This window comes from Sphingorhabdus sp. Alg231-15 (genome assembly GCF_900149705.1).
Classification (GTDB): domain Bacteria; phylum Pseudomonadota; class Alphaproteobacteria; order Sphingomonadales; family Sphingomonadaceae; genus Parasphingorhabdus.
In genome coordinates this window covers 2,138,809-2,159,828 of sequence record NZ_LT703001.1, presented here as the reverse complement: position 1 = coordinate 2,159,828, position 21,020 = coordinate 2,138,809, and the positions used below count along the sequence as shown (strand labels likewise).

At 54.2% G+C, this 21,020-nt stretch carries 20 protein-coding genes; 6 read left to right on the top strand and 14 right to left on the bottom strand.

Features of this window, described 5'->3' with window-relative positions; translation table 11 throughout:
* Nucleotides 1-15: 15 nt before the first annotated feature.
* From DG177_RS10575 to DG177_RS10550, 6 genes are all read right to left on the bottom strand, one after another.
* Nucleotides 16-786 carry an SDR family oxidoreductase gene (locus tag DG177_RS10575; protein ID WP_108811444.1) on the bottom strand — a complete coding sequence of 257 codons (771 nt, stop codon included), beginning with the start codon at nt 784-786 and terminating at the stop codon, nt 16-18.
* A 22-nt stretch (nt 787-808) separates the two neighbouring features.
* Nucleotides 809-2,056 carry a cytochrome P450 gene (locus DG177_RS10570; protein WP_108811443.1) on the bottom strand — a complete coding sequence of 416 codons (1,248 nt, stop codon included), beginning with the start codon at nt 2,054-2,056 and terminating at the stop codon, nt 809-811.
* A gap of 21 nt (nt 2,057-2,077) precedes the next feature.
* Complete coding sequence (locus DG177_RS10565; RefSeq protein ID WP_108811442.1) at nt 2,078-2,419, bottom strand: antibiotic biosynthesis monooxygenase; 342 nt, start codon at nt 2,417-2,419, stop codon at nt 2,078-2,080.
* Nucleotides 2,420-2,433: 14 nt separating this feature from the next.
* Nucleotides 2,434-2,844: a nuclear transport factor 2 family protein gene (locus tag DG177_RS10560; RefSeq protein WP_108811441.1), complete on the bottom strand. Its 411-nt coding sequence runs from the start codon at nt 2,842-2,844 to the stop codon at nt 2,434-2,436.
* An 86-nt stretch (nt 2,845-2,930) separates the two neighbouring features.
* On the bottom strand, nt 2,931-4,214 hold the full coding sequence (gene murA / locus DG177_RS10555; protein WP_108811440.1) for a UDP-N-acetylglucosamine 1-carboxyvinyltransferase: 1,284 nt from the start codon (nt 4,212-4,214) through the stop codon (nt 2,931-2,933).
* Between the two features lie 77 nt (nt 4,215-4,291).
* Complete coding sequence (locus tag DG177_RS10550; protein ID WP_108811439.1) at nt 4,292-5,134, bottom strand: class II aldolase/adducin family protein; 843 nt, start codon at nt 5,132-5,134, stop codon at nt 4,292-4,294.
* Nucleotides 5,135-5,309: 175 nt separating this feature from the next.
* On the opposite strand from DG177_RS10550, the gene DG177_RS10545 reads away from it, so the two are divergent.
* Both DG177_RS10545 and DG177_RS10540 read left to right on the top strand, forming a co-directional pair.
* Entirely contained in the window at nt 5,310-5,924 is a 615-nt protein-coding gene (locus DG177_RS10545) for a GNAT family N-acetyltransferase (protein ID WP_108811438.1), read from the top strand.
* Between the two features lie 115 nt (nt 5,925-6,039).
* A complete protein-coding gene (locus tag DG177_RS10540; RefSeq protein WP_108811437.1) occupies nt 6,040-7,644 on the top strand; it encodes an AbgT family transporter in 1,605 nt (534 codons plus the stop codon).
* Here the strand turns inward: DG177_RS10540 and DG177_RS10535 are convergent.
* Nucleotides 7,630-9,744: a prolyl oligopeptidase family serine peptidase gene (locus DG177_RS10535; protein WP_108811436.1), complete on the bottom strand. Its 2,115-nt coding sequence runs from the start codon at nt 9,742-9,744 to the stop codon at nt 7,630-7,632. The genes DG177_RS10540 and DG177_RS10535 overlap by 15 nt on opposite strands.
* Before the next feature lie 148 nt (nt 9,745-9,892).
* Between DG177_RS10535 and DG177_RS10530 the strand changes: the two genes are divergently transcribed.
* Nucleotides 9,893-10,396, top strand: coding sequence for an AsnC family transcriptional regulator (locus tag DG177_RS10530; RefSeq protein WP_108811435.1), 504 nt, complete (start codon nt 9,893-9,895; stop codon nt 10,394-10,396).
* A gap of 14 nt (nt 10,397-10,410) precedes the next feature.
* On the opposite strand, the gene trpS is transcribed toward DG177_RS10530, so the two are convergent.
* From trpS to secB, 3 genes are all read right to left on the bottom strand, one after another.
* Nucleotides 10,411-11,406, bottom strand: a complete 996-nt coding sequence (gene trpS / locus DG177_RS10525; RefSeq protein ID WP_108811434.1) for a tryptophan--tRNA ligase — start codon at nt 11,404-11,406, stop codon at nt 10,411-10,413.
* A 3-nt stretch (nt 11,407-11,409) separates the two neighbouring features.
* Nucleotides 11,410-12,999 (bottom strand): murein biosynthesis integral membrane protein MurJ, encoded by a 1,590-nt coding sequence (murJ, locus tag DG177_RS10520; RefSeq protein WP_108811433.1) that lies wholly within the window; start codon nt 12,997-12,999, stop codon nt 11,410-11,412.
* A 63-nt stretch (nt 13,000-13,062) separates the two neighbouring features.
* Entirely contained in the window at nt 13,063-13,575 is a 513-nt protein-coding gene (gene secB / locus DG177_RS10515; protein WP_108811432.1) for a protein-export chaperone SecB, read from the bottom strand.
* Nucleotides 13,576-13,872: 297 nt separating this feature from the next.
* Here secB and DG177_RS10510 point away from each other — a divergent pair, with 297 nt between their 5' ends.
* Genes DG177_RS10510 through DG177_RS10500 form a run of 3 tightly spaced genes read left to right on the top strand, consistent with a single transcriptional unit; the run spans nt 13,873 to nt 16,461 of the window.
* Nucleotides 13,873-14,562, top strand: a complete 690-nt coding sequence (locus tag DG177_RS10510) for a Tim44/TimA family putative adaptor protein (RefSeq protein ID WP_337658734.1) — start codon at nt 13,873-13,875, stop codon at nt 14,560-14,562.
* A gap of 19 nt (nt 14,563-14,581) precedes the next feature.
* Nucleotides 14,582-15,895, top strand: a complete 1,314-nt coding sequence (gene mltA, locus DG177_RS10505; RefSeq protein WP_443216436.1) for a murein transglycosylase A — start codon at nt 14,582-14,584, stop codon at nt 15,893-15,895.
* Nucleotides 15,896-15,900: 5 nt separating this feature from the next.
* Nucleotides 15,901-16,461: a Smr/MutS family protein gene (locus DG177_RS10500; protein WP_108811430.1), complete on the top strand. Its 561-nt coding sequence runs from the start codon at nt 15,901-15,903 to the stop codon at nt 16,459-16,461.
* A 37-nt stretch (nt 16,462-16,498) separates the two neighbouring features.
* Here DG177_RS10500 and dapE read toward each other — a convergent pair whose 3' ends face one another.
* From dapE to yidC, 4 genes are all read right to left on the bottom strand, one after another.
* On the bottom strand, nt 16,499-17,641 hold the full coding sequence (gene dapE / locus DG177_RS10495) for a succinyl-diaminopimelate desuccinylase (protein WP_108811429.1): 1,143 nt from the start codon (nt 17,639-17,641) through the stop codon (nt 16,499-16,501).
* 8 nt (nt 17,642-17,649) lie between these two features.
* Complete coding sequence (locus tag DG177_RS10490) at nt 17,650-18,321, bottom strand: glutathione S-transferase N-terminal domain-containing protein (RefSeq protein ID WP_108811428.1); 672 nt, start codon at nt 18,319-18,321, stop codon at nt 17,650-17,652.
* A gap of 118 nt (nt 18,322-18,439) precedes the next feature.
* Nucleotides 18,440-19,063, bottom strand: a complete 624-nt coding sequence (gene yihA / locus DG177_RS10485; RefSeq protein WP_108811427.1) for a ribosome biogenesis GTP-binding protein YihA/YsxC — start codon at nt 19,061-19,063, stop codon at nt 18,440-18,442.
* A gap of 112 nt (nt 19,064-19,175) precedes the next feature.
* On the bottom strand, nt 19,176-21,011 hold the full coding sequence (gene yidC, locus DG177_RS10480) for a membrane protein insertase YidC (RefSeq protein ID WP_108811426.1): 1,836 nt from the start codon (nt 21,009-21,011) through the stop codon (nt 19,176-19,178).
* Nucleotides 21,012-21,020 lie beyond the last annotated feature (9 nt).

Here is a 21,020-nt window from a genome sequence, read left to right as displayed (position 1 = left end):
TTTCATTGGTACAGACTACTCGCGATAGCTACCGCCGCCATCCACGGTAACATCGTTCGCGGTGGTAAAGCTGGCTCCGGAACTGGACAGCCAGATCATCGCATTGGCCACTTCTTCGGCCTGGCCCACACGGTTGATCGGATGATTGGAATTAAAGGCCACGACTGCCTCTTCGTGGGTGCCAGGAAAAGCAGCCAGATATCGCTGGTACATAGGTGTGTCGATGGCGCCCGGGTGGACCGTATTTACCCGCACTTTATTCCCCTGTGCCGCGCAATGCAGCGCCAATGATTTGCTAAGGGCTGTGACGGCACCTTTGCTCGCAGAATAGGCGGCCATGCCTGACCCGGGGCGCATGGCCAGCATCGAACCGACATTGACAATCGAGCCGTCTTCGTCGCTCTCGACTATGGCGGGCAAGGCCGCCCGGCATCCGTAAAAGGTGCCGTTCAGATTAATGTCGATGGTTCTGCTCCAACTGTCCAGATCCACATCATCTACCGCACCGGGCTCTGATATGCCGGCAATATTGAACAGGGTTGTTATCTTGCCGAATTTGTCTTGCGTTGCCTTAACCGCGGCTTGCCATTGATCAAGATCGCGCACGTCCAGTTGGATCGCGTCGGCGCGTTCACCCAAAGCAGCTGCATGGGCTTGCGCTTTTTCGATCTGGATATCGCCGAGCATGACAGAGCCGCCTTCTTCGACAAAACGCCTGGCCGCTGTCCCGCCAATACCTTCCGCACCGCCGGAGATCAGCGCGACTTTTCCGTCCATCATACCCATAGTTTTGGCCCTTTATCTGTTATCAGCGTTTGTCAAAAGTGAGCGGCAGGTTGGTGAGGCCGCGCAGCATCATATTGGGCGGATAGGTAAGTTCCGCACCTTCCTGTATCTGGATATTGTCAATCCGCTCGGCAAATTGCTGGAACGATACGGTCATCTCTTTGCGTGACAGCATGTTGCCAACGCACATGTGGATGCCCTTGCCAAAGGCGAGATGGGTGCGCGCATTTTTGCGGTCGACCTGAAAGCTGTTGGGGTTTTCAAACTGCTTGGGATCGCGATTGGCGGCGTGATAACGCATCATCACCATCGCGCCCTTGGGCAGCATGACCCCGCCCAGTTCCGCATCCCGGTGCATCACTCGCCAGATACCGGAAGACCCGCTCGACATCCGCAATACTTCTTCGACGGCATTGGGGATCAGCGACGGGTCATCCTGAATCTTTTTATACTGATCCGGGTTGGTCGCAAACAGACGCAACCCTTCACCCAATGCAGCCGTTGTGGTTTCATTGCCCGCGACCATCAGCTGCTGAACGATGGAGAGGGATTCTGCATCATCCAGAGGGCGCTCGCCATCTACCTGTGCATTGACTAGATCGGAGAGGATATCGTCTTTCGCCTCTTTGCGACGCGCGTCCATATTGGCTTTCAGCGCATGTTGATATTCGACCACTTCACGTTCGGTCTCCAATTGTCGCTCGCGGGTCATCATGCCTGACAAGCGATCAACAAAGGCATTGGTCCAGCGTTTGATCGTACCGGCATCGGCAACATCCAGCCCCAGCTGCACAGCGATAGTGCGCACCGGCATCGGAATGGCATATTCCTCCATGAATTCGCATTCGCCCTTGTCGACAAATGTATCGATCAACTCATTGGACATGGCCCTTATGCTGTCTTCCAGCTTGTTTACCTTGGGCATGGAGAAGGCGAGATTGACGAGCTTGCGAAACCGTGTGTGTACCGGTTGATCGGCGGTCAGCAGAGTATTGACCTGCGGCCATCCTTCCGCCTGAATCGCTTGGATTTCTTGGTCATTTGCCAGTTCTTCGTCAGATTTTCCGCCTGAAAGAAGGGCCGTAAAATTATTGGAAAAATCATCGAGCCGACCAACCGCTTCAGATATCAGATCATAGTCCAGGACAATATAAGCACCGCTGGCTTCATCCAGAAAGACGGGGCTTTTGGCGCGCTGTTCTTCGTAAAAGTCGAAGGGATCAACCAATATATCTGGCTGGAATAGTGATTTTGAGGCCAGTTCGTTCATGTTCTCATTCCTGTTAGGGGTTCAATCAAAGGCGGGAGTTGGAACGCCTTCTGCGTTATAAACCGGGCCCTCTGCATCCACGCGATATTTGGCACTGACCGCGTTGGTCAGACCGAATTTGCCGATATGGGCCAGCATGCTGGCATAATGGACATCCTGGAAATGTTGCGCGAGGGCCTCTTCGTTTGTCCACTCCTCAAACACTTCGATACGGGCAGGATTATGCATGTCAGCGCACCAACTATAGCATAAACAGCCTTCCTGACTGAGTGCGCCGTCAATATAGGGTTGCGCCTTTTTCAGGCATTCTTCGCGTGTCGCCGGTTCCACATCGATATGCGCTGCGATCAGTATTTTAGCCATGTTTCAAATTTCCCTTAAAGCTTTTGTCCGCCCAGTTGAGCGACGACATTGAATATGCGTTTTTTGTAGAACCACTGGCCATCAATCTTGACGAACTCGTCATCATAGCGGCCACCTGCAATCCGCGGCTCACCCTTTTCGACAAGGATTTCATGGGTTTGATAGCGACCTGTTGCCGTGTCTCCGGTAACTTCCAGACTGCCTGGTATGCCGAGAAAGCTGACGGCATCAAACTGGCTCATCGCGCCATTCCACAGGTTGACGATATTTTCACGCCCGACAACTTCGGTGCCCATGAGCGACCAGACGGCGTCTTCCGTCCAAAGCGCACCCCAGTCATCTGGGTCTGTGCGCAATACTGCATCGCAATAGGCGTCGTGTAGTTCCCGGATCGCCAGCCGGTCTTCTATTGGTCCTGAAAACATGGACTCATCCTCTCCTCTTTATAGGAGAGATTACAGGGTAAAAGCGCCCGACATGCAAGCTGCCATAAGTGCTAGGTAGCGAGTTGTCAGTCGCCGCTGATGCGCTCAATATCCGCGCCGACGGCAGCCAGTTTTTCCTCCAGGCGTTCATAGCCGCGATCCAGATGATAAATCCGCTGCAACTGGGTTTCCCCCTCTGCTGCAAGAGCAGCAATCACCAGACTCATCGAAGCGCGCAGATCGGTGGCCATAACGGGTGCGCCGGTCATTTTATCAACTCCGCGCACGACCGCAGTACGCCCCTTGGTTTCGATATCGGCGCCCATCCGGTTAAGTTCGGGCACATGCATATAGCGGTTTTCGAAGATCGTCTCGGTCAGGACGCTAGCGCCATCAGCCATGCACAGCATCGCCATTAACTGGGCCTGCATATCCGTTGCCAGGCCAGGATAGGGTGCTGTTTCCAGCGTCAGCGGTTTCAGCGTTCCATTGCCCGCAACCTTTATTCCTTTGTTATAGGGTTCGATATGCAATCCGGCCTCGGTCAATGCGGCAAGGGTCGCTTCCATTTCTTCCGCTTTTGCACCGACAAGATCAACCTCTCCGCCGGTAATTCCAACCGCACAAGCATAGCTTCCGGCCTCGATCCGGTCTGCCATGACCCGGTATGTGCAACCATGTAGACGGGAGACACCATGAATGGTGAGGTCGGACGACCCAATGCCTTCAATCTCTGCGCCCATCGCGACCAGCATGTTGCAAAGGTCGACAATTTCCGGTTCCCGGGCTGCGTTTCTGAGGCGGCTTGTGCCTTTGGCCTGGACCGCAGCCATCAAAGCATTTTCGGTGGCTCCAACCGAGACAACCGGAAATGTGAACTCACCTCCGGGAAGGCCACCATCAGGCTGGCGGGCGGTGACGTAACCACTGGTGGTTTCGATTACCGCGCCAAGCGCTTCAATCGCTTTCAAATGTAAGTCGATCGGGCGGTTGCCAATCGCGCAACCACCGGGCAGCGAGACCCGGCATTCTCCTGCGCGGGCGAGCAGAGGGCCGAGTACTAGGATCGAGGCGCGCATCTTGCGAACAATATCATAGGGTGCTTCGGTAGAGGTGATCTTCCCGGCCTTCAGGGTCATAACACGTCCGAAGTCTTCCGGTCGCGCACCTTCAATGGTTGTCGAAACGCCAAGCTGGTTGAGCAAATGCCCGAAACTGTCGACATCAGCGAGCCGCGGCAAATTGCGCAAGGTGACCGGTTCGTCAGTGAGCAGTGCGCAAGGTAACAGCGCCAGAGCACTGTTTTTTGCGCCAGAAATCGGAATTTTGCCAGACAGCTTTTTGCCGCCGCGTATTGAGATAATATCCATCGCGATGGTTTAGCGAAAATGTACCGCTGCGCAAGTCGCAGCGCGTATCATTTCCGTAAAGTTACAAAGCCTGTTGCTTAGTGGTCAAAACCGGGATTGCTGCGATTCAATTTGCGCATCAGACCAGGCCAGACCAGATTGTCACCCAGGCCCGGCATAAAGGCAGGCGCGGTTTGTTGATGGACCCGATTACCCATCTCTTCTGGTTCCTCATGCAAATGCTGTTCACCGCCAACAGCTTGCGCCAGAATTTGTGTCTTGCAGGCATTTTCGAGGAAATACATGCGCAAGAAAGCGAGCGCGCAATTTTTACCCACAGTCAACGTCCCATGATTGCGCAAGATGAGGAGATTCTTGTCACCCACGTCGGCAACTAGGCGCTCGCGTTCATCAAGGTCCAGCGCGATGCCCTCATAGTCATGATAAGCCAGATCATCGTGAACCTGCATTGAAAATTGGGTGTAGCGGCGCAGGCCTTCTTTCTGGACGGAAACCGCAATACCATAAGGCGTGTGGACATGAATCACGCAGCCGGCATCTTCGCGAGCGCTATGCAAAGCACTGTGGATGGTGAACCCGGCAGGATTGATGAAATAGGGCGTGTCCTGTTTGATATTGCCTTCAAGGTCGATCTTGACCAGCGAACTGGCGGTCATCTCGTCAAACATCACTCCATAAGGATTGATCAGAAAACGTTCTTCACCATCCTCATCAGGCAGACGCGCGGAGATGTGAGTGAAGACCAGATCGGTCCAGGCATGCATTGCACATAGCCGATAGGTCGCGGCGAGATCACAACGCAGTTTCCATTCTGCATCAGAGACTTTGCCTTCAAGCCGCTCAATGGTGGTCGGATCGGGAATGTTGAACCCGGCATCAACATTCATTGCACTACCGGTATCCTGTACAGCGGTGGCCATCTTTTTTCTCCTCAAAGAATCGTTTCAATCTGTTGAATTGATAATGGCATAATCGTGGGAGTTTAGGACAGCTTTTTTTGCTTCTGCTCTGGTGCTGCCTAGCGGCAAAGTTTTCAATCCGGCGCAAAATTTGTTAAACGCAATGGCACTTTCCTTCTCCCAGAAAGGGCTATTCATGTCCCAGAAAAGCGATGCCACCCCCGAATTGCCCTGTTCGATTGTGACAGAGCTGCGTTCCGGGATGAAGGTTTGCCTGCGCCCGATTCATCCGTCTGATCAAGGTAAGATTGAGCGCGGAATCATGGAATTATCTGATCGCTCGCGCTATTTGCGCTTCTTCTCCAGCTTTAAAATTGCCCCGCCATCGGTGGTGGAAAAGCTATCGGCCGTAGACGGCTTTGACCATATTGCCTGGGGTGTGGTTAATCTTGATGCGGATGACCACCCGGCCATTGCTGCCGCCCATGCGATCAGGAATAGTGATGATCCGGCTAGAGGGGAGTTTGCCATTGCAGTGCTCGATGACTATCAAAGCAAAGGTGTGTCACGCGTGCTCATCGCTGCCTTGTTCAGCAACTGCCTGGAGCAGGGGCTGCGCGAGCTGGATATTGCGATATTGCGTGAAAACAGAAAAGCCGCCGGCCTGATAGCTGCTCTCGGTGCTGAAATGTTACGAAGCCAAGATGCGATTGCCTATTATCGTCTTGATCTGGAGCGCGCTTTGCATGCTTTGCGGGCGATGGAAAAGCCCAAGGGTTTGCATAATATATGGGCTGTTTTCGACAGTTAAGCCATGTCCGGTTCATCAATAGACGGTATCTATCAATCACCATTATTCTTGACCATTGGCGTGCATGCATGCCTATGAATAGGTCGATATTTCAACGCGGTGGGGATCAGGCTCTATGACAAATGGCGGGACGCAAAGTCTGAACAAGGGTTTTTTCGGCTGGATCGAAAGAACTGGCAACAAGCTTCCTGACCCGGTCTTTCTGTTTTTCTACTTGATTCTCTTTGTTGTCGCATTGTCGGTTGTGGCGGACTTGCTCAGCTGGTCTGCGGTTCATCCGATCGAAGTGGATCCTGAAACCGGCGAACGGACCGTCATTGCGGCCTCTAGCCTGTTCTCTGCTGACAATATCAGGCGGCTATGGGTGGAAATGCCCAAGACTTTTACACATTTCCATCCGCTTGGTTATGTGTTGGTCGTGATGCTGGGTGCCGGTGTCGCGGAGCGGTCAGGCCTTTTCGGCACTGCTATGCGGGCCGGTGTCCGCAACGCACCAACGATATTGCTCACGCCGATCGTGGCGCTGGTGGCTATGCTCGGCAATCTGGCTGCTGATGCCGCCTATGTTGTACTCATCCCGCTTGCCGGTATCATCTTTGCAGCTGCCGGTCGCCATCCGGTGGCGGGAATTGCCGCCGCGTTTGCCGGTGTATCCGGCGGCTTTTCCGCCAATCTGTTCCCGGGTCAGCTCGATGCATTGCTGTTCGGAATTACCCAGGCAGCGGCAGAGACCGTTTTTACTGGATGGGAAGCGAATATAGCCGGCAACTGGTATTTCATCTTTGTGATGACCTTCGTTTTTCTGCCGGTCATCTGGTATGTTACCGACCGGATCATCGAGCCGCGGTTGGGGACTTATAGCGGGTCGATTAACCCGAGCGCCAACAAGCTGGGTGGCGAAGATGTTGCATCTGAAACGCAGGACCGTCCTCTGAATGCGGGCGAGAAGCGCGGATTGCGCTATGCTGGCCTCGCAACACTGGGCGTAATAGCGCTATGGCTGGCGATGACCTTCGGCCCGGGCACCGCACTGATCGATGAAACCGCTTCGGCAGAGGCGCAGTTCACCCCCTTTTATCGATCGCTGGTCGCTGGTTTTTTCCTGCTCTTCCTCCTCGCCGGCTGGGCCTATGGCAAAGGTGTAGGTAATATTGAAAACCATCGTGATCTCGTGAAGATGATGAGCGACAGCATGGCCGATATGGCCTATTTTCTTGTCCTCGCCTTCATGGTTGCCCATTTTGTCGCGATGTTCGGCTGGTCCAATCTTGGTCTGATTACCGCTGTCCATGGCGCGGAATTCCTTCAAAGTCTCGATATGCCCGCGCCGATATTGTTGGCTCTGGTTGTTGTGTTCGTGGCGGTGATGAACCTTTTTGTTGGTTCGGCGAGTGCCAAATGGGCATTGCTTGCGCCAGTATTGGTGCCGATGCTTATGCTGATCGGGGTCAGTGCCGAAACCACGACCGCCGCCTATCGTGTTGGTGATAGCGCGACCAATATCATCACGCCGTTGATGGTCTATTTCCCGCTTATCCTGATTTTCTGCCAGCGCTGGAATAAGGATTTTGGCATAGGCAATCTGACCGCGATGATGCTGCCTTATGCGCTCTGGTTGCTGGGTGCCGGATTGGCACTCATCATGGTTTGGGTGGCATTTGAAATACCACTGGGGCCGTCTTCGCCGGTATTTGCGCCACCGCCATTAGCGGCCAACTAAACCAAGGTCCGGACTGTCCCGATCACCAAAGAGATGCTTGTCAAACCAGCGGGCATTATGCTCCATCGCGGCCATTCGCTCTTTAGGCCGTGAAATAACGTGACCGGTATCCTCATAGATGATCAGTTCGGTTTCGACGCCAGCATCCTTTAGTCCGCGGAAAAATTCCATGCCATTGGCGAAGGGCACACGGTTATCATCGCGACCATGTTGAATCAGTGTCGGTGTGACCGCATTTTTGATCGAACCCATGGCTCCCGTTGCCTTGTAAATTTCCGGATCATCCGAAGGTGTTGCTTTCAGATAGGCGAGCGGACTGGTGGGCTGATCGCTTAGTCCATAATAGGTGGAATAGCTTGTAATCCCTGCGCCCACGGAAAACGCCTTGAAGCGGGTCGTTCGTACGGCAAGGCCAGCAGTCACTGAGCCGCCGGCGCTCCAGCCCATGGCGCCAAGTTTTTCGGGGTCAGCTATCCCGATTTTTATCAAGTGATCGATCCCGGATTCGATGTCCACCGTGTAGCCGATGCCCAAGGAGCGAACGTTCGCTGCCATCAACTCATCGGTATAACTTCCCGAACCACGATAATTGGGCTCAAAGATTGCGGCACCTTTGCGCAGCCAATATTCTGTGGGGTAGATTTCATCCCCCACGCGCCGTGGGCGCGAGGCGACTGATGGGCCCCCATGAGCGACAACCAGCACGGGCATAGGTCCATCCAGCCGGTTTTCCGGAGCTGGTAGGGTCAGCACGCCTTCCAGCTCCAGCCCGTCCGGCGTGGTCCACTGGACCAGGCGCACTTCGGTGTCCGGCCAGTCGGCGATGGCCTGGCTGAATTGGGTGAGGCGCTTTTCATCAGCATATCCGGTCGCGGTCACCTTGCGGGTGTAAATCTCCTTCGCGCGCTCGCCATCCACCGCGCCAAAAGCAACGGTTTTGCCGTCAGTGGTAAAGGAATATCCCTCTACCCGGCCGCGACCAGCGGTCAAATTGGTGACAACTCGCGTATCCAAGTCCATGCGGTACAGATTGCTTTCGACCCGATAGTGCGACATGAAAAATATCGCGTTACCTTGCCAGCCAATAATATTGGCATCATTATATTTGTCGGTCGTATTACTGATCTGTTCGATCTTTCCGCCATCAATCGGAATCAGGCCCATCCAATATTGACGGGTATAATAATAGGGCGGCTCGCCCATATGAAAGGCCACGGTTTTACCATCGGGTGAGACTTTAGGGTCGAGATCCATACCAGGACGGCGAACAATGGGACGTTGCTTGCCGGTCGCGATATTGACGGCGGAAATATCCTGCGTGCCAAGATCATAAGGCGATCCGCTGTTGGCATGATCAAACAGGATTTCCTTGCTATCGGGCGTGAAGGTAAAGCTGCCACCAAAGAAGCTACCAATGGTAAAGGCCGTGCCCCCCGTCAGCCGCCGTAACGGAGCCTCTTTGTCCGCATGTTCGGAGCGATCGGCAACCGGTGCATTGGCACTTTGAGCCTTTGTCAGGTCGAGCAGCCACAGATGATCGCGTCCAGAATAGTCATCGGCAAATGCAAAATTACCGTAAGTCTTTTCGACTTGCGCTTTGGATTTTGCCGCTCGCTCGCTCAGTTTCAAAGCCATGTAGCGGCCATCGGGAGACCAGATATAGGCATTGATTCCGCCCGGCAGAGCCGTGATCTGCCGGACATTGCTGCCGTCCCGGTTCATCAAGAAAAGCTGGGTGCCGATATCGGTATTGGCTTGATAGGAAATCCGTTTTCCATCGGGGGACCAGGCAATGTCGCCGGACGATCCTTTGGGATTGTTGGTCAGCTGAACCGTTTTCCCGTTTTCGGTTAGATGAATTTCCCGATCATAGCGATTTTTCTCCCAGTCCGCGGTCCGGATGGTGAAGGCGACTGCTTTGCCGTCCGGGGATATTGCTGGCGAACCAGGTGTTTCAATGGATGCCATACACTCCAGCACACCATCGCTACATCGGTTCTCAGTGACGGACGGTGACACAATAGTGTCGGCGGCATGAGCGGGCATGGTTGCTTTGGACAGCATGAGGACAGCAATGAACAGGCAAAGGGTACGATTCATTATGAGGACCTTCTGAGTTTGGGGGTATTCAAAAAAGAAACTGAGGGAAGTTGAAGATGAAGTAGATGTGATCTAGCAACGATTTTCTGCTTATTCTCACTTTTTATCGTTATCAATTTGCCGCAAAAATGCGCTAGGAGTTCGTAATATGGCGAATAACGCATCAACAGCAGTTTCCGATCTGGATGATTTTGACCGGCGGATCCTCGATATTGTTCAACGCGACAACCAGCGGACCCATGCCGATATTGGTGAAGCGGTAGGGCTTTCGGCTTCGGCGGTGCGGCGGCGGCTGAAACTCCTCCGCGATACTGGCTTCATCGAAAAGGACGTCGCGCTATTGCGCCTCGGTGAAATGGGCGTACGTTTGGTCGTCCTTGTTTCCTTCCAGAATGAAAGCATTGAGGCCTTTGACGCTTTCGATGAGCAAATCCGCACCACGCCCGAGATTCTGCAAGGCTATCATATCTCAGGTTCGGTCGACTATTGCCTGATAGTGCAGGGTCCGAGTCTGGAATGGTATGAAGATTGGGGAAAACGGGCCTTTATGAGCAATTCTGCCATAAGGCGTTATGACAGCCATGTCGTCTGGTCTTGCAAGAAATTCGAGACTGCGATCCCCCTACGAGATGGGCTGTTACCTATCCGATAGCGGCTCAATCGCTATCAGTCTCTTAGCAACCCCAACGCAGCATAAGCTTTATCCACCGTCGGTTGGGCCAAGGCCTGAGCGCGTTCCGCTCCATCGCGCAAGATCGTGTCAATCGTGCTTTCATCTTTACGTAACTCTTCATACCGCTCCCGGATCGGGGCGAGTTTTGCTACGGCAAGATCGGCCAGAGCTGGTTTAAACGCCCCAAAACCTTCTCCGGTATGCTGGTCGAGCACTGCTTGTGGACTGCTGTCTTCAAGTGCCGCATAGATGCCAACCAGATTTTTGGCCTCCGGACGTCCGTCCAGATCCTCCAGTTTGCCAGGCAGGGGCTCGGCATCGGTGCGGGCCTTCTTGATTTTCTTGGCGATTGTATCGTCATCGTCGGTCATGTTGATGCGGCTCAAATCAGACGGATCCGATTTCGACATTTTGGCCGCGCCGTCGCGCAAGGACATGATCCGCGCTGCGGTCGCACCGATAAACGGCTCCGGCAAGGTGAAAACGTCTGCGGTAGTATCATTGTTGAACTTTGCTGCAATGTCGCGCGCCAGCTCGAGATGCTGTTTCTGATCTTCGCCTACCGGCACATGGGTGGCTTGATAGATCAGGACATCGGCAGCCTGTAGCACAGGATAGCCGTACAGGCCCAGCGAGCTGCGCTGTTTATGCTTGCCGGATTTCTCTTTGAACTGCGTCATCCGGTCGAGCCAGCCCATTGGCGTGTTGCAAATCAGGAGCCAGGCCAGTTCGGCATGCTGGGGTACCCGAGCCTGATTGAACAATATTGACTTTTGTGTGTCGACCCCAGCTGCGATGAGGGCCGCCGTCATGTCGCGGCAATTGGATGACAATTCTGCCGGATCATTGGGTACGGTAATCGCATGCAAGTCGGCGAGAAAGAACAGGCATTCGGATTCCTGCTGCAGTTTCACCCAATTTTTAATCGCACCCAGATAATTACCAAGATGGAGATTACCTGTGGGCTGTATGCCCGAAACTGTACGCATGACTTACGATCCTTCTTGCCCAGCCTCTTCGGCTGTATTCTTCCTAGTTAACAGAGCGATTTTGTCGCGGTCCACTGCGCCGGTCACCCATGCGAGCACCGCATAGACAAGACCGCCGACGCTGACCAGTACCGTAATTGATCCAATACGCTGCCAGACATTCCCGTCATAAAGGCCTTCGCCCAGCGGTACCGCATATATAAGAACCGCGGCCATACCAGCCGCTGACAGGATGATCCGGAAGATCCGCAACAGTAGAGACAGTTCAATCCGGTAATGGCCGCGTCTGTGCAGCATGGTGTAGAGCATTACGCAATTTGACCAGGCCGCCAACGCTCCGGCCAGTGCCAGCCCGTAAATTCCATATATGGGGATGAGAATGATGTTGAGTGTGACGTTAATGAGGAGGGAAATGCCCGCCGTATACACCGGCGTTCTTGTATCCTTCCGTGCAAAAAACCCAGGGATGAGAACCTTGACCAGAACATAGGCTGGCAGGCCGATTACCAATGCCGCCACCACACTGGCCGTTGTCGCACCATCGCTCGCCTCGAAATTTCCGCCGACATAGAAGGATGTCACCAGCGGTCCTGCGGCAAAGAACAAGGCCATTGCGGCCGGGATGGTCAGGAGCATGGCAAGCTCTATGGCATTGCTTTGCAAGCGCTGTGCACCGCCTTGATCATTCTTGGCAATGAAGCGGGAGAGCGCCGGTAAGATGGCGGTCCCCAATGCAATGCCGATTATGCCTAACGGCAGTTGGTTGAGACGGTCACCCATGGCGAGATAGACGAAGCTGCCCTCTGGCAGACGGCCTAGAAAGAACAGGTCGATGAAGCGGCTAATCTGATAAATACCTGCGCCAAAAATGGCCGGGAGTATCAGGATACCAAGCTCCTTTACATCAGCCGTAAATTTTGGCTTCCGGATGGCAAAAGAGAAACCCGCTTTGCGCGCCCAGTAATAGAGCCAGAGCATTTGCAGCAGGCCGGATATCGATACAGCGAAGGCAAGATAGTAAGCGGTACGGCGAGGGTCAGCCCCCCCGTCGATCCACAATGCAATCAGCAGTGCGGTAATCTTGCAGATATTAAGCATGATCGGCGCTGCGGCCGCAGCGGCGAAGCGGCTGACGCTGTTCAGGATCGCCGCGAAAAGCGTCGTGATACTGATCAGCCCAAGATAGGGAAAGGTTATGCGGGCCAATGCGATGGAAAAGTTGTTGGTTCGGCCGCCTTCACCAAAATCATCGATAAACCATATGATCGCGGGCATGGCCAACATCATAATGGCTGAAAATATTAGCAAGATCGGGACAAAGACCGACAGAACATCAATCGCAAAATTTTGCGCGGCAGAGCGCTGTTCGTCTTCTTCCATCTTGCGGTTGAACAATGGCACAAAAGCGGCTGAGAAGGCGCCTTCGGCGAATAGCCGGCGGAAGATATTGGGCAGCTGAAACGCGAGCTGCCAGGCGTCAGCCGCGGCGCCCGCGCCGAGCACGCGCGCAAGCATGATGTCGCGCACAAAACCGAAGATTCGACTGACCATGGTCAGTCCGGCAATGGTTCCGGTAGACTTTAACAGGTTCAACGGTTCGCCCCAAAGCGAACGCGCTGCATATTCATGCCTCGAAAGGCGTTATAGTTGGGATGTTTAGGCGTTACCAACCGGTTGTTCTCCGGACTGCATCGCGGCCTGCTGTTCACGCTGCTGCATATAGAGCGCCGTGAAATCAATCGGCTCAAGCATTAGCGGCTGGAAACCGGCGTCCCGCACGGCATCTGAAATAATTGCCCTGGCAAAGGGGAAGAGCAACCGTGGTGCTTCGGCAAACAGAAACGGATGGGCTTGCTCCTCGGTAACATTACGCAAACCGAAGAGGCCGCTATAAAGCAGCTCGACCTGGAAGGCGATGCCTTGATCGGCCTTGGCGACAACGTCGATCTTCAGCTCGACTTCATGGACTTCGTCTGAGACCGGTTTGGATCCAATGTTAAACTGTACATCGATCTGCGGCTGGGTTTCCCACTGATAGACGTCCGGTGCATTAGGGTTTTCAACCGAAAGATCTTTTACATATTGCGAGATTACGCCAATTTGTGGCTGGTTATCTGCGCCGTTGGCTGCTGGATCCGCTGTTGTGATATTGTCATTTTCGTCAGCCATGTGGCTCATCCTTTCGGGAAATTTCATATAATTGACTCAGAAGGCATCATCATGCCCCGTTTGCAGCGCGCCTAGCAGGGGATTGGGGACAGAGCAATGCCTCAAATAGGTCCGTCCTTGAGGCAGATAAGTGTCTGACATAAGTAACAATCCGTAAGGCCATATTCACAAACTTACGGCTAAACTGGGCGTTATTCGCTTCCTGAAGCCGATAATAGCCTGTGAAAGACGCGAAAGCCATTTGAAACTGGCGCTCTTCCCGCCTATGTAGGATGGAATTGAGATATTGGAGATATCGTGACTATCGAGATTGTTCTGTTAGCGATGGTGGCTGCCTTTTTGGGTCTGCGCCTCTATTCCGTTTTGGGAAAACGCACCGGCCACGAGCAGGAGCATACCCCGCGAAACATAGAGAATGGCTTGGATAAGCGGGTTCAGGACCGGCCGATGGGCGAGGACAAACAGGATAGTCCTATCCCCGATATCGTTCCGGCTTCCCCTGCTCCAGCGGCACCGCCGACGATGATCTATGACACTGCAGCCGAATCGGGCATGCGCGCGATCATCAATGCGGATCGCAATTTTGACGCGGGCCGTTTCGTAGAAGGCGCAAAAGCGGCCTATGGGATGATATTGGAAGCATTCTGGACTGGTGACCGCGAGCAGTTGAAAGAGCTGTGTGACGACGACGTGTATGAAAGCTTTGTCGAAGCCATTGAAGCGCGCGAGAAAAATGGCGAGATTCTGGAAAACCGTCTGGTGCGGATCGAAGAAGCACGGATTGCCGATGCCGACTATGACCGTCGGATGGCGCGGATCACGGTGCGCTTTGATGCCGACATTGCTGCTGTGGTCAAAGATAAGGACGGCAAGCTGATCGGCGGATCGCTAAGCGATGCTGTCGAGACCCATGATGTCTGGACCTTCATGCGCGATCTTTCCAGTGCTAATCCAAACTGGATTCTCGACGAGACCGATGAAGCATAGGGCTTTCGCGGAGCAAAGCATCAAAATCATGAAAATCGGGGGATTGTTGGGCGCGATGGCGCTAGTCAGCGCATGTTCGCTATCTATTATACCCGAAGGTACCGCCCGCAGCGCACCGCCTGAAGAAGGTGAATGGACTGCGGGTGATGTCCCGACTTCTCAGCCGACACGTCCCCCCGCACGACAAACTCCGGTCAGGCAAACGGCGGGAACCGTTGAAGCGATTCCCGCTGACCGAGTCACGCCCATTTCTGATGACGCTACAAGAGCAACCGGAGCCGGCATTGCTCTGGGCCCCGACATCGCATCTCTCAACTTGCGATCGGGTAAGGCAAGCGCAGCGCTGCAATCCTTTCGGGCCAGTTGTTCTTCCTTAGTGCGCCGCACCGATAATAGCGGCCTGAGTCAGGGTGAAGATTGGCGGCAATCCTGTGATGCGGCCAGGGATTGGCGAGATGGAGACGCGCGCCGTTTCTTTGAAAGCTATTTTGAAGCGGTACAGGTCGGTGATGGCAAAGCTTTTGCTACCGGTTATTTTGAACCGCAGATTCAAGGATCGCGTGTGCGCAGCAATGGCAGTCAGGTGCCGATATACAAGCGGCCATCCAATTTGCTGGATGTCGACCTTGGCCAATTTTCCGATGATCTGAAAGACAAGCGTATCCGCGGCAAGGTCGATGGAACCAGACTGGTTCCCTTTGAGGAGCGGGCGCAAATTGACGATGGCGCCTTGCAGGGCAAGGGCCTTGAGCTGGCTTGGGCGTCTGACTATATCGAATTTTTCTTCCTGCAAATTCAAGGTTCTGGCCGCGTTGCCATGCCCGACGGTTCGGTGATGCGGATCGGCTATGATGGACAGAATGGTCGCGACTATACCGGCATCGGACGGGTGATGCGCGAGCGCGGATTGCTCGCCGATGGCAAGACCAATATGCAAGGCATAGTCGAATGGCTGCGCGCCAATCCCGAAGAGGGTCGCAGGATCATGCGGGAGAATAAGAGCTATATTTTCTTCCGTGAACTGACTGGTGACGGGCCGCTGGGAGCGATGGGTCACCCGGTTGTGGGCCGGACGTCGGTCGCCACCGATCCCAAATTTGTGCCCCTCGGTGCGCCGGTTTTCCTCGATATGGAGCATAATATCGCTGACGGCCTTTGGATCGCCCAGGATACCGGCGGCGCAATCAAGGGGTCGAATCGGATCGATACTTTTTGGGGGGCAGGAGAAGAGGCAGCCCAGATTGCTGGTGGAATGTCATCGCGTGGACAGGCACTAGTCTTCCTGCCCAAAGGCAGTGTCGCCAAGCTGCTCCAACGCCAGCAAGGCAATTAGGCCCGATGTCTGACCGGCCCCTAACCGCCGGTGAAAAGGCGCTGTGGCAGAAAGTCATCGAGACGGTAGAGCCGCTGGACCAGGCGCGTATAAGCCGCGTGAAAGCTCTACCTGTGGCAAAGAAACTGCCAGAAGTGCGCGGGCCAATTACAGCAGAAACGTTTGGCGGAGCATCCACCAAAGCAGTTCCACTCAGGGATCAAGTTGCCATTCCCGAAAAAGCGGGATTGGATGGCCATTGGGACCGCCGCCTGAACAAAGGTGTAGTCCAGCCTGACGTAACCATTGATCTGCACGGATACACCTTGTCATCTGCGCACGGACGGCTGGATAGTGCCCTGGAATTGAGCATCGCTGCGGGTCATCGTGCGATATTGCTGATCACTGGCAAGGCGCGCAGCGAGGAGCAGCGACGGCGTGAAGGTGGTCGCGGTGCCATCCGGGCAGCGATTTCCGACTGGCTGGCAGCATCTCGCCACGCCTCGCATATAGCGGCCGTCAGACGTGCCCATCCCCGCCATGGCGGGGCCGGAGCGCTTTACATTATTTTGCGGCGTCGGCGATAAACCGACATCAAATTACCGAGTCGACGGTGACAATGTTCTAGGTGAGTGCCCGTTCCACAACCAAAGCGTATATTTGCGCCAACTGATCCAAATCATCCAACGCCACCGCTTCATCCAGCTTGTGCATCGTCGCATTGCATAGGCCAAACTCGACCACTGGAACTATTTTCGATAGGAAACGCGCATCCGATGTTCCGCCAGTGGTCGATAGTTCCGGTTCCACCCCGGTGACTTCGGTAATCGCCTCGGCAATCAGCCCGGACAATTCTCCCGGAGGCGTCAGAAATGGTTCGCCGGAGATGATAGGGCTGAGTTCGCCGCCATGGCGCTCGACAATTTCGTGGACCAGCGCGCTCAGACTATCGCCGCTATGCTGATCATTAAACCGGATCGACAGCCGTCCCTCGGCCTTGGCCGGAATGACATTATGCGCCGGATTGCCAACATGCAGATCGGTAAACTCGATATTGCTTGGCTGAAACCAGTCGGTGCCTTCATCAAGCCGGACCGCGTCAATTTCGCTAAGGATCTTGCCCAGCTTAGTGATCGGATTGTCGGCAAGATGCGGATAAGCGACATGGCCCTGAGTACCATTGACGGTAATCCACATATTGACTGATCCGCGCCGGCCGATTTTCATCATATCGCCAAGCCGATTCACCGATGTGGGTTCACCCACCAGACAAAGATCAGGCGTAATGCCGCGCTCCGCCATCAGGTCCATCAACGCGACGGTGCCAAAACGCGCAGGGCCTTCTTCGTCACCGGTGATGATCAAGCTGATCGTTCCCAGATCGCGGGGCAGACCATGCAATGCGCTGACAAAGGATGCGATGCTGCCTTTCATATCTACCGCCCCGCGTCCGTGAAGCAGATCGCCCCTCACTTCCGGAATAAACGGATCGCTGCTCCATCCTTCGCCGGGTGGAACAACGTCGAGATGACCGGCAAATGCAAAATGGTGCGATCCTTCTCGGCCTTTGCGGATCGCGAAGAGATTCTCGACCGCACCGCCTAGTCCTTCATCTTCGGGCCCGTCGCCAGCGATAAAACGGGATATCTCAAAACCAAGTGGTTCCAGCATCGCTTCCATTTCGTCGAACACCGGCCCAGTAGCAGGGGTTATACTTGCACAGGCAATCAGCCGCTTGGCCAGTTCAAGGGCGCTGTTTTCGCTCATGATAGGGCTCAGCCTTGCGCCGCTTCTGGCGTATCGAAATGTTCGATCACCCAGGGTTCTTCCTCAGCGGCCTCCATCCATTCCACCATCCAGTCATGACCCAACATGGTGTCCATGTAGGATGTTGCAAAGCCGGGAACCTGAATGCCGTAAGTCAGGAAGCGCGATACGATTGGGGCGTACATGATATCGACAGCGCCAAAAGTGCCGAACAAAAACGGGCCGCCGCGACCAAAGCGCGCCCGCGCCTGGGCCCATAGCTGCATGATGCGGGCAGCGTCCTGAATAACCTCTTGTGTAAACTGCAGGCCTTCAAAGCGCTTGCGCGTGTTCATTGGGCATTGTTTGCGCAGCGCCATGAAACCGCTGTGCATCTCAGCGGCCATGGAACGGGCCATGCCGCGGGCGGTTTCGTCTTTTGGCCAGAAGCGATCGCGATGGGTTTTGTCGGCGAGCCAATCGATAATCGCCAGACTGTCCCAGATCACGCTTTCGCCATCCCAAAGTATCGGAACCTTGCCTCCTGAAGGGGCAAAATTTTCGCCGGTTCGCATGTCATCCCAATCCTCACCATAGAGCGGCACGGTGAGCTCCTCGAAGGAGAGCCCCGATTGTTTGCAGGCGAGCCATCCACGCATGGACCAGCTGGAATAGGCTTTGTTTCCGATTATCAGTTTCATGTTCAGCCTTCAATTATAGCGTCATCCCAGCGAAAGTTGGGATCTTCCTGAGAATAGCGCCTCAGCTTAGGGGATTCCAGCTTTCGCTGGAATGACGACAAAAGGCAAGAGACCGGTGTTAAATCTGGACGGCTTCGAGAACCGCCATGCGCAGCTCGTCAATGCCCTGCTTTTTTTCCGAAGAGGTGACGATCAGATCAGGATGCGCGGCAGGATGTTTTTTTGCCTCGGCCATGACCTTTGCTTTGGTTGCTTCCAGCGCGGCTGTCTTTACCTTGTCCGCCTTGGTCATGACGATCCGGTAGCTGACAGCTGCCTTGTCGAGCATCTCGAGCACATCCTCATCGGTATTCTTGATCCCGTGACGGCTGTCGATCAGCACAAAAGTGCGCTTGAGCACTTGTCGCCCACGCAGATAATCATTGATCAGGTAACGCCATTTCTGGACCACCTTGGGCGGTGCCTTGGCAAAACCATAGCCGGGCATATCGCATATTCGGAAAATCAGCGGATCGCCTATATCGAAGAAGTTCAGTTCCTGGGTCCGGCCAGGCGTATTGGACGTCCGCGCGAGCCCGTTCCGGCCGGTCAGCGCATTGATTAGCGATGACTTGCCGACATTGGATCGACCCGCAAAGGCAATTTCCGGAACTGTCGGGTCCGGCAAAAACTGCAACTGCGGTGCCGATTTCAGGAAAGAAATTGGCCCGGAAAATAATTTGGGATGCAGTGGTTCGGTCATAGATTAGTGCTCGTCATGCTGAACTTGATTCAGCATCCTGGATATTGGTCATGACGCCCACTCGGGATCCTGAATCAAGTTCAGAATGACGAACCCAAAGGGCTTGTCGCGCCTAGTTTGTTTCAGCAGCTTTTTCTTCTGCCGCTTTTTTCGCCTTTTCTTCTGCATCCTTGGCCATTTGCTCTTTCAGCTGCGGGTGGCGCGAATAGAGCCATTTTTGCTGAGCAATGGTAAGAATATTGGATACCGTCCAGTAAAGCTGCAGTCCGGCGGCAAAGGGTGCCATAATGAACACCAAGATCCACGGCATGATGCTGAAAATCTGTTGCTGCATTGGATCCATTTGCTGCGGGTTCAGCTTGAACTGATAGTGCATGGTGATGCCCATCAGGATCGGCAGGATGCCGACGGCGAGGAAGCTGGGTGGATCAAATGGGATCAGGCCGAAAAGATTGACCGGCGTCAACGGATCTGGCGCAGACAGGTCCTTGATCCATAGCGTGAAGGGCTGATGCCGCATTTCGATCGAAAGCATCAGTACTTTATAAAGCGCAAAGAAGATCGGGATTTGAAGGAAGATGGGCAGGCAACCGGCGAGCGGATTGACTTTTTCATCCTTGTACAGCTTCATGATTTCTTGCTGCTGCTTTTGCTTGTCTTCCTTATATTTTTCCTGAATCTTCTTCATCTTCGGCTGCACGGCGCGCATTTGAGCCATGGAGGCAAATTGTTTTTGCGCTATCGGGAACATGATTCCACGCACAACAAAGGTCATCAGGATGATAGCAACGCCAAAGTTGCCGGAAAATTCAAACAGCCAGTTGAGCAGATAGAAAAGCGGCTTTTCAAACCAGTAAAACCAGCCCCAGTCGACTGCACGGTCGAGCAGGGTAATATTATACTGTTCTTTATACGTGTCGAGCAGCGCCGTTTCCTTGGCTCCCGCGAACAGGCGGGTCGTGGTCGTTAGGACCTTGCCCGGGGCAATGATTTGCGCATTTTCGCGCGCGACCTGTGCCTGATAGACGTCGCCGCTCCCGGCGCGAAACTTGGCTTCCACTTTTGCATTGCTGACGGGAATGAGCGCGCCGAGCCAATATTTGTCGGTAAATCCGACCCAACCATTGGTGGCATTGCCAGAAATGCCGCTCGCCCCGGCTTCATCAACATCGTCATAATCGGTGTCAAAATTTGCCGCTCCGTCAAAGACACCCATGGGGCCGATATGGATGGTCCAGCTATCAGCCTCGCCAGGTGCCACATTATCAAGATCACGAACGCGGCTAAGGATACCAAAGGGATTGAGAGCAATTGCGTTTTCACCGCGATTGGTGGCGCTTTGTTCGGCGGTGATCAGGTAGTTTTCATCGATCGAAAATGTGATCGAAAATGTCTGGCCGGTCTCGTTGGTCCAGCTGAGCGTCACTGGTGTGTCGGGTGTCAGTTTTTCCTGATCAGCGGTCCAGACCGTTTTGTCATCCGGTAATGTAACGCCATCGCCAGCCCAACCAAAGCGACTGAAATAGGCGTCCTTTGTACCGGACGGGGAGAATAGGCGCACGGGCGGGCTGTCCTTGTCCAGTTCCGTTGTGTGATCGGTCAGGGTCAGATCATCAAACCGTGCACCCTGCAAATTGATTGAGCCTCTGAGGCGCGGTGTTTCAATCGCAACACGCGGATTTTCGGCCAGAACGACGGGAAGCTGACGGATTGTACCGGCGGCAGCGTCGGCTCCGATGGTAGTGGTGCCGGGCGTGGTTGAAACAGCGGGTGTGGCACCATCAGACTGCGCGGTTCCTTGTGCGCCTGCAGCGGCCTGTTCAGATTGTTCGACCGCTTCGTTCTTATTCACCATATCCGGGAAAAATGTTTCCATCAGGACCGGCCAGCCAAACAGAATGATGCCGGTAAGCAAGACCGCCATGATGATATTACGCTTGTCGTCCACTATTTTTCC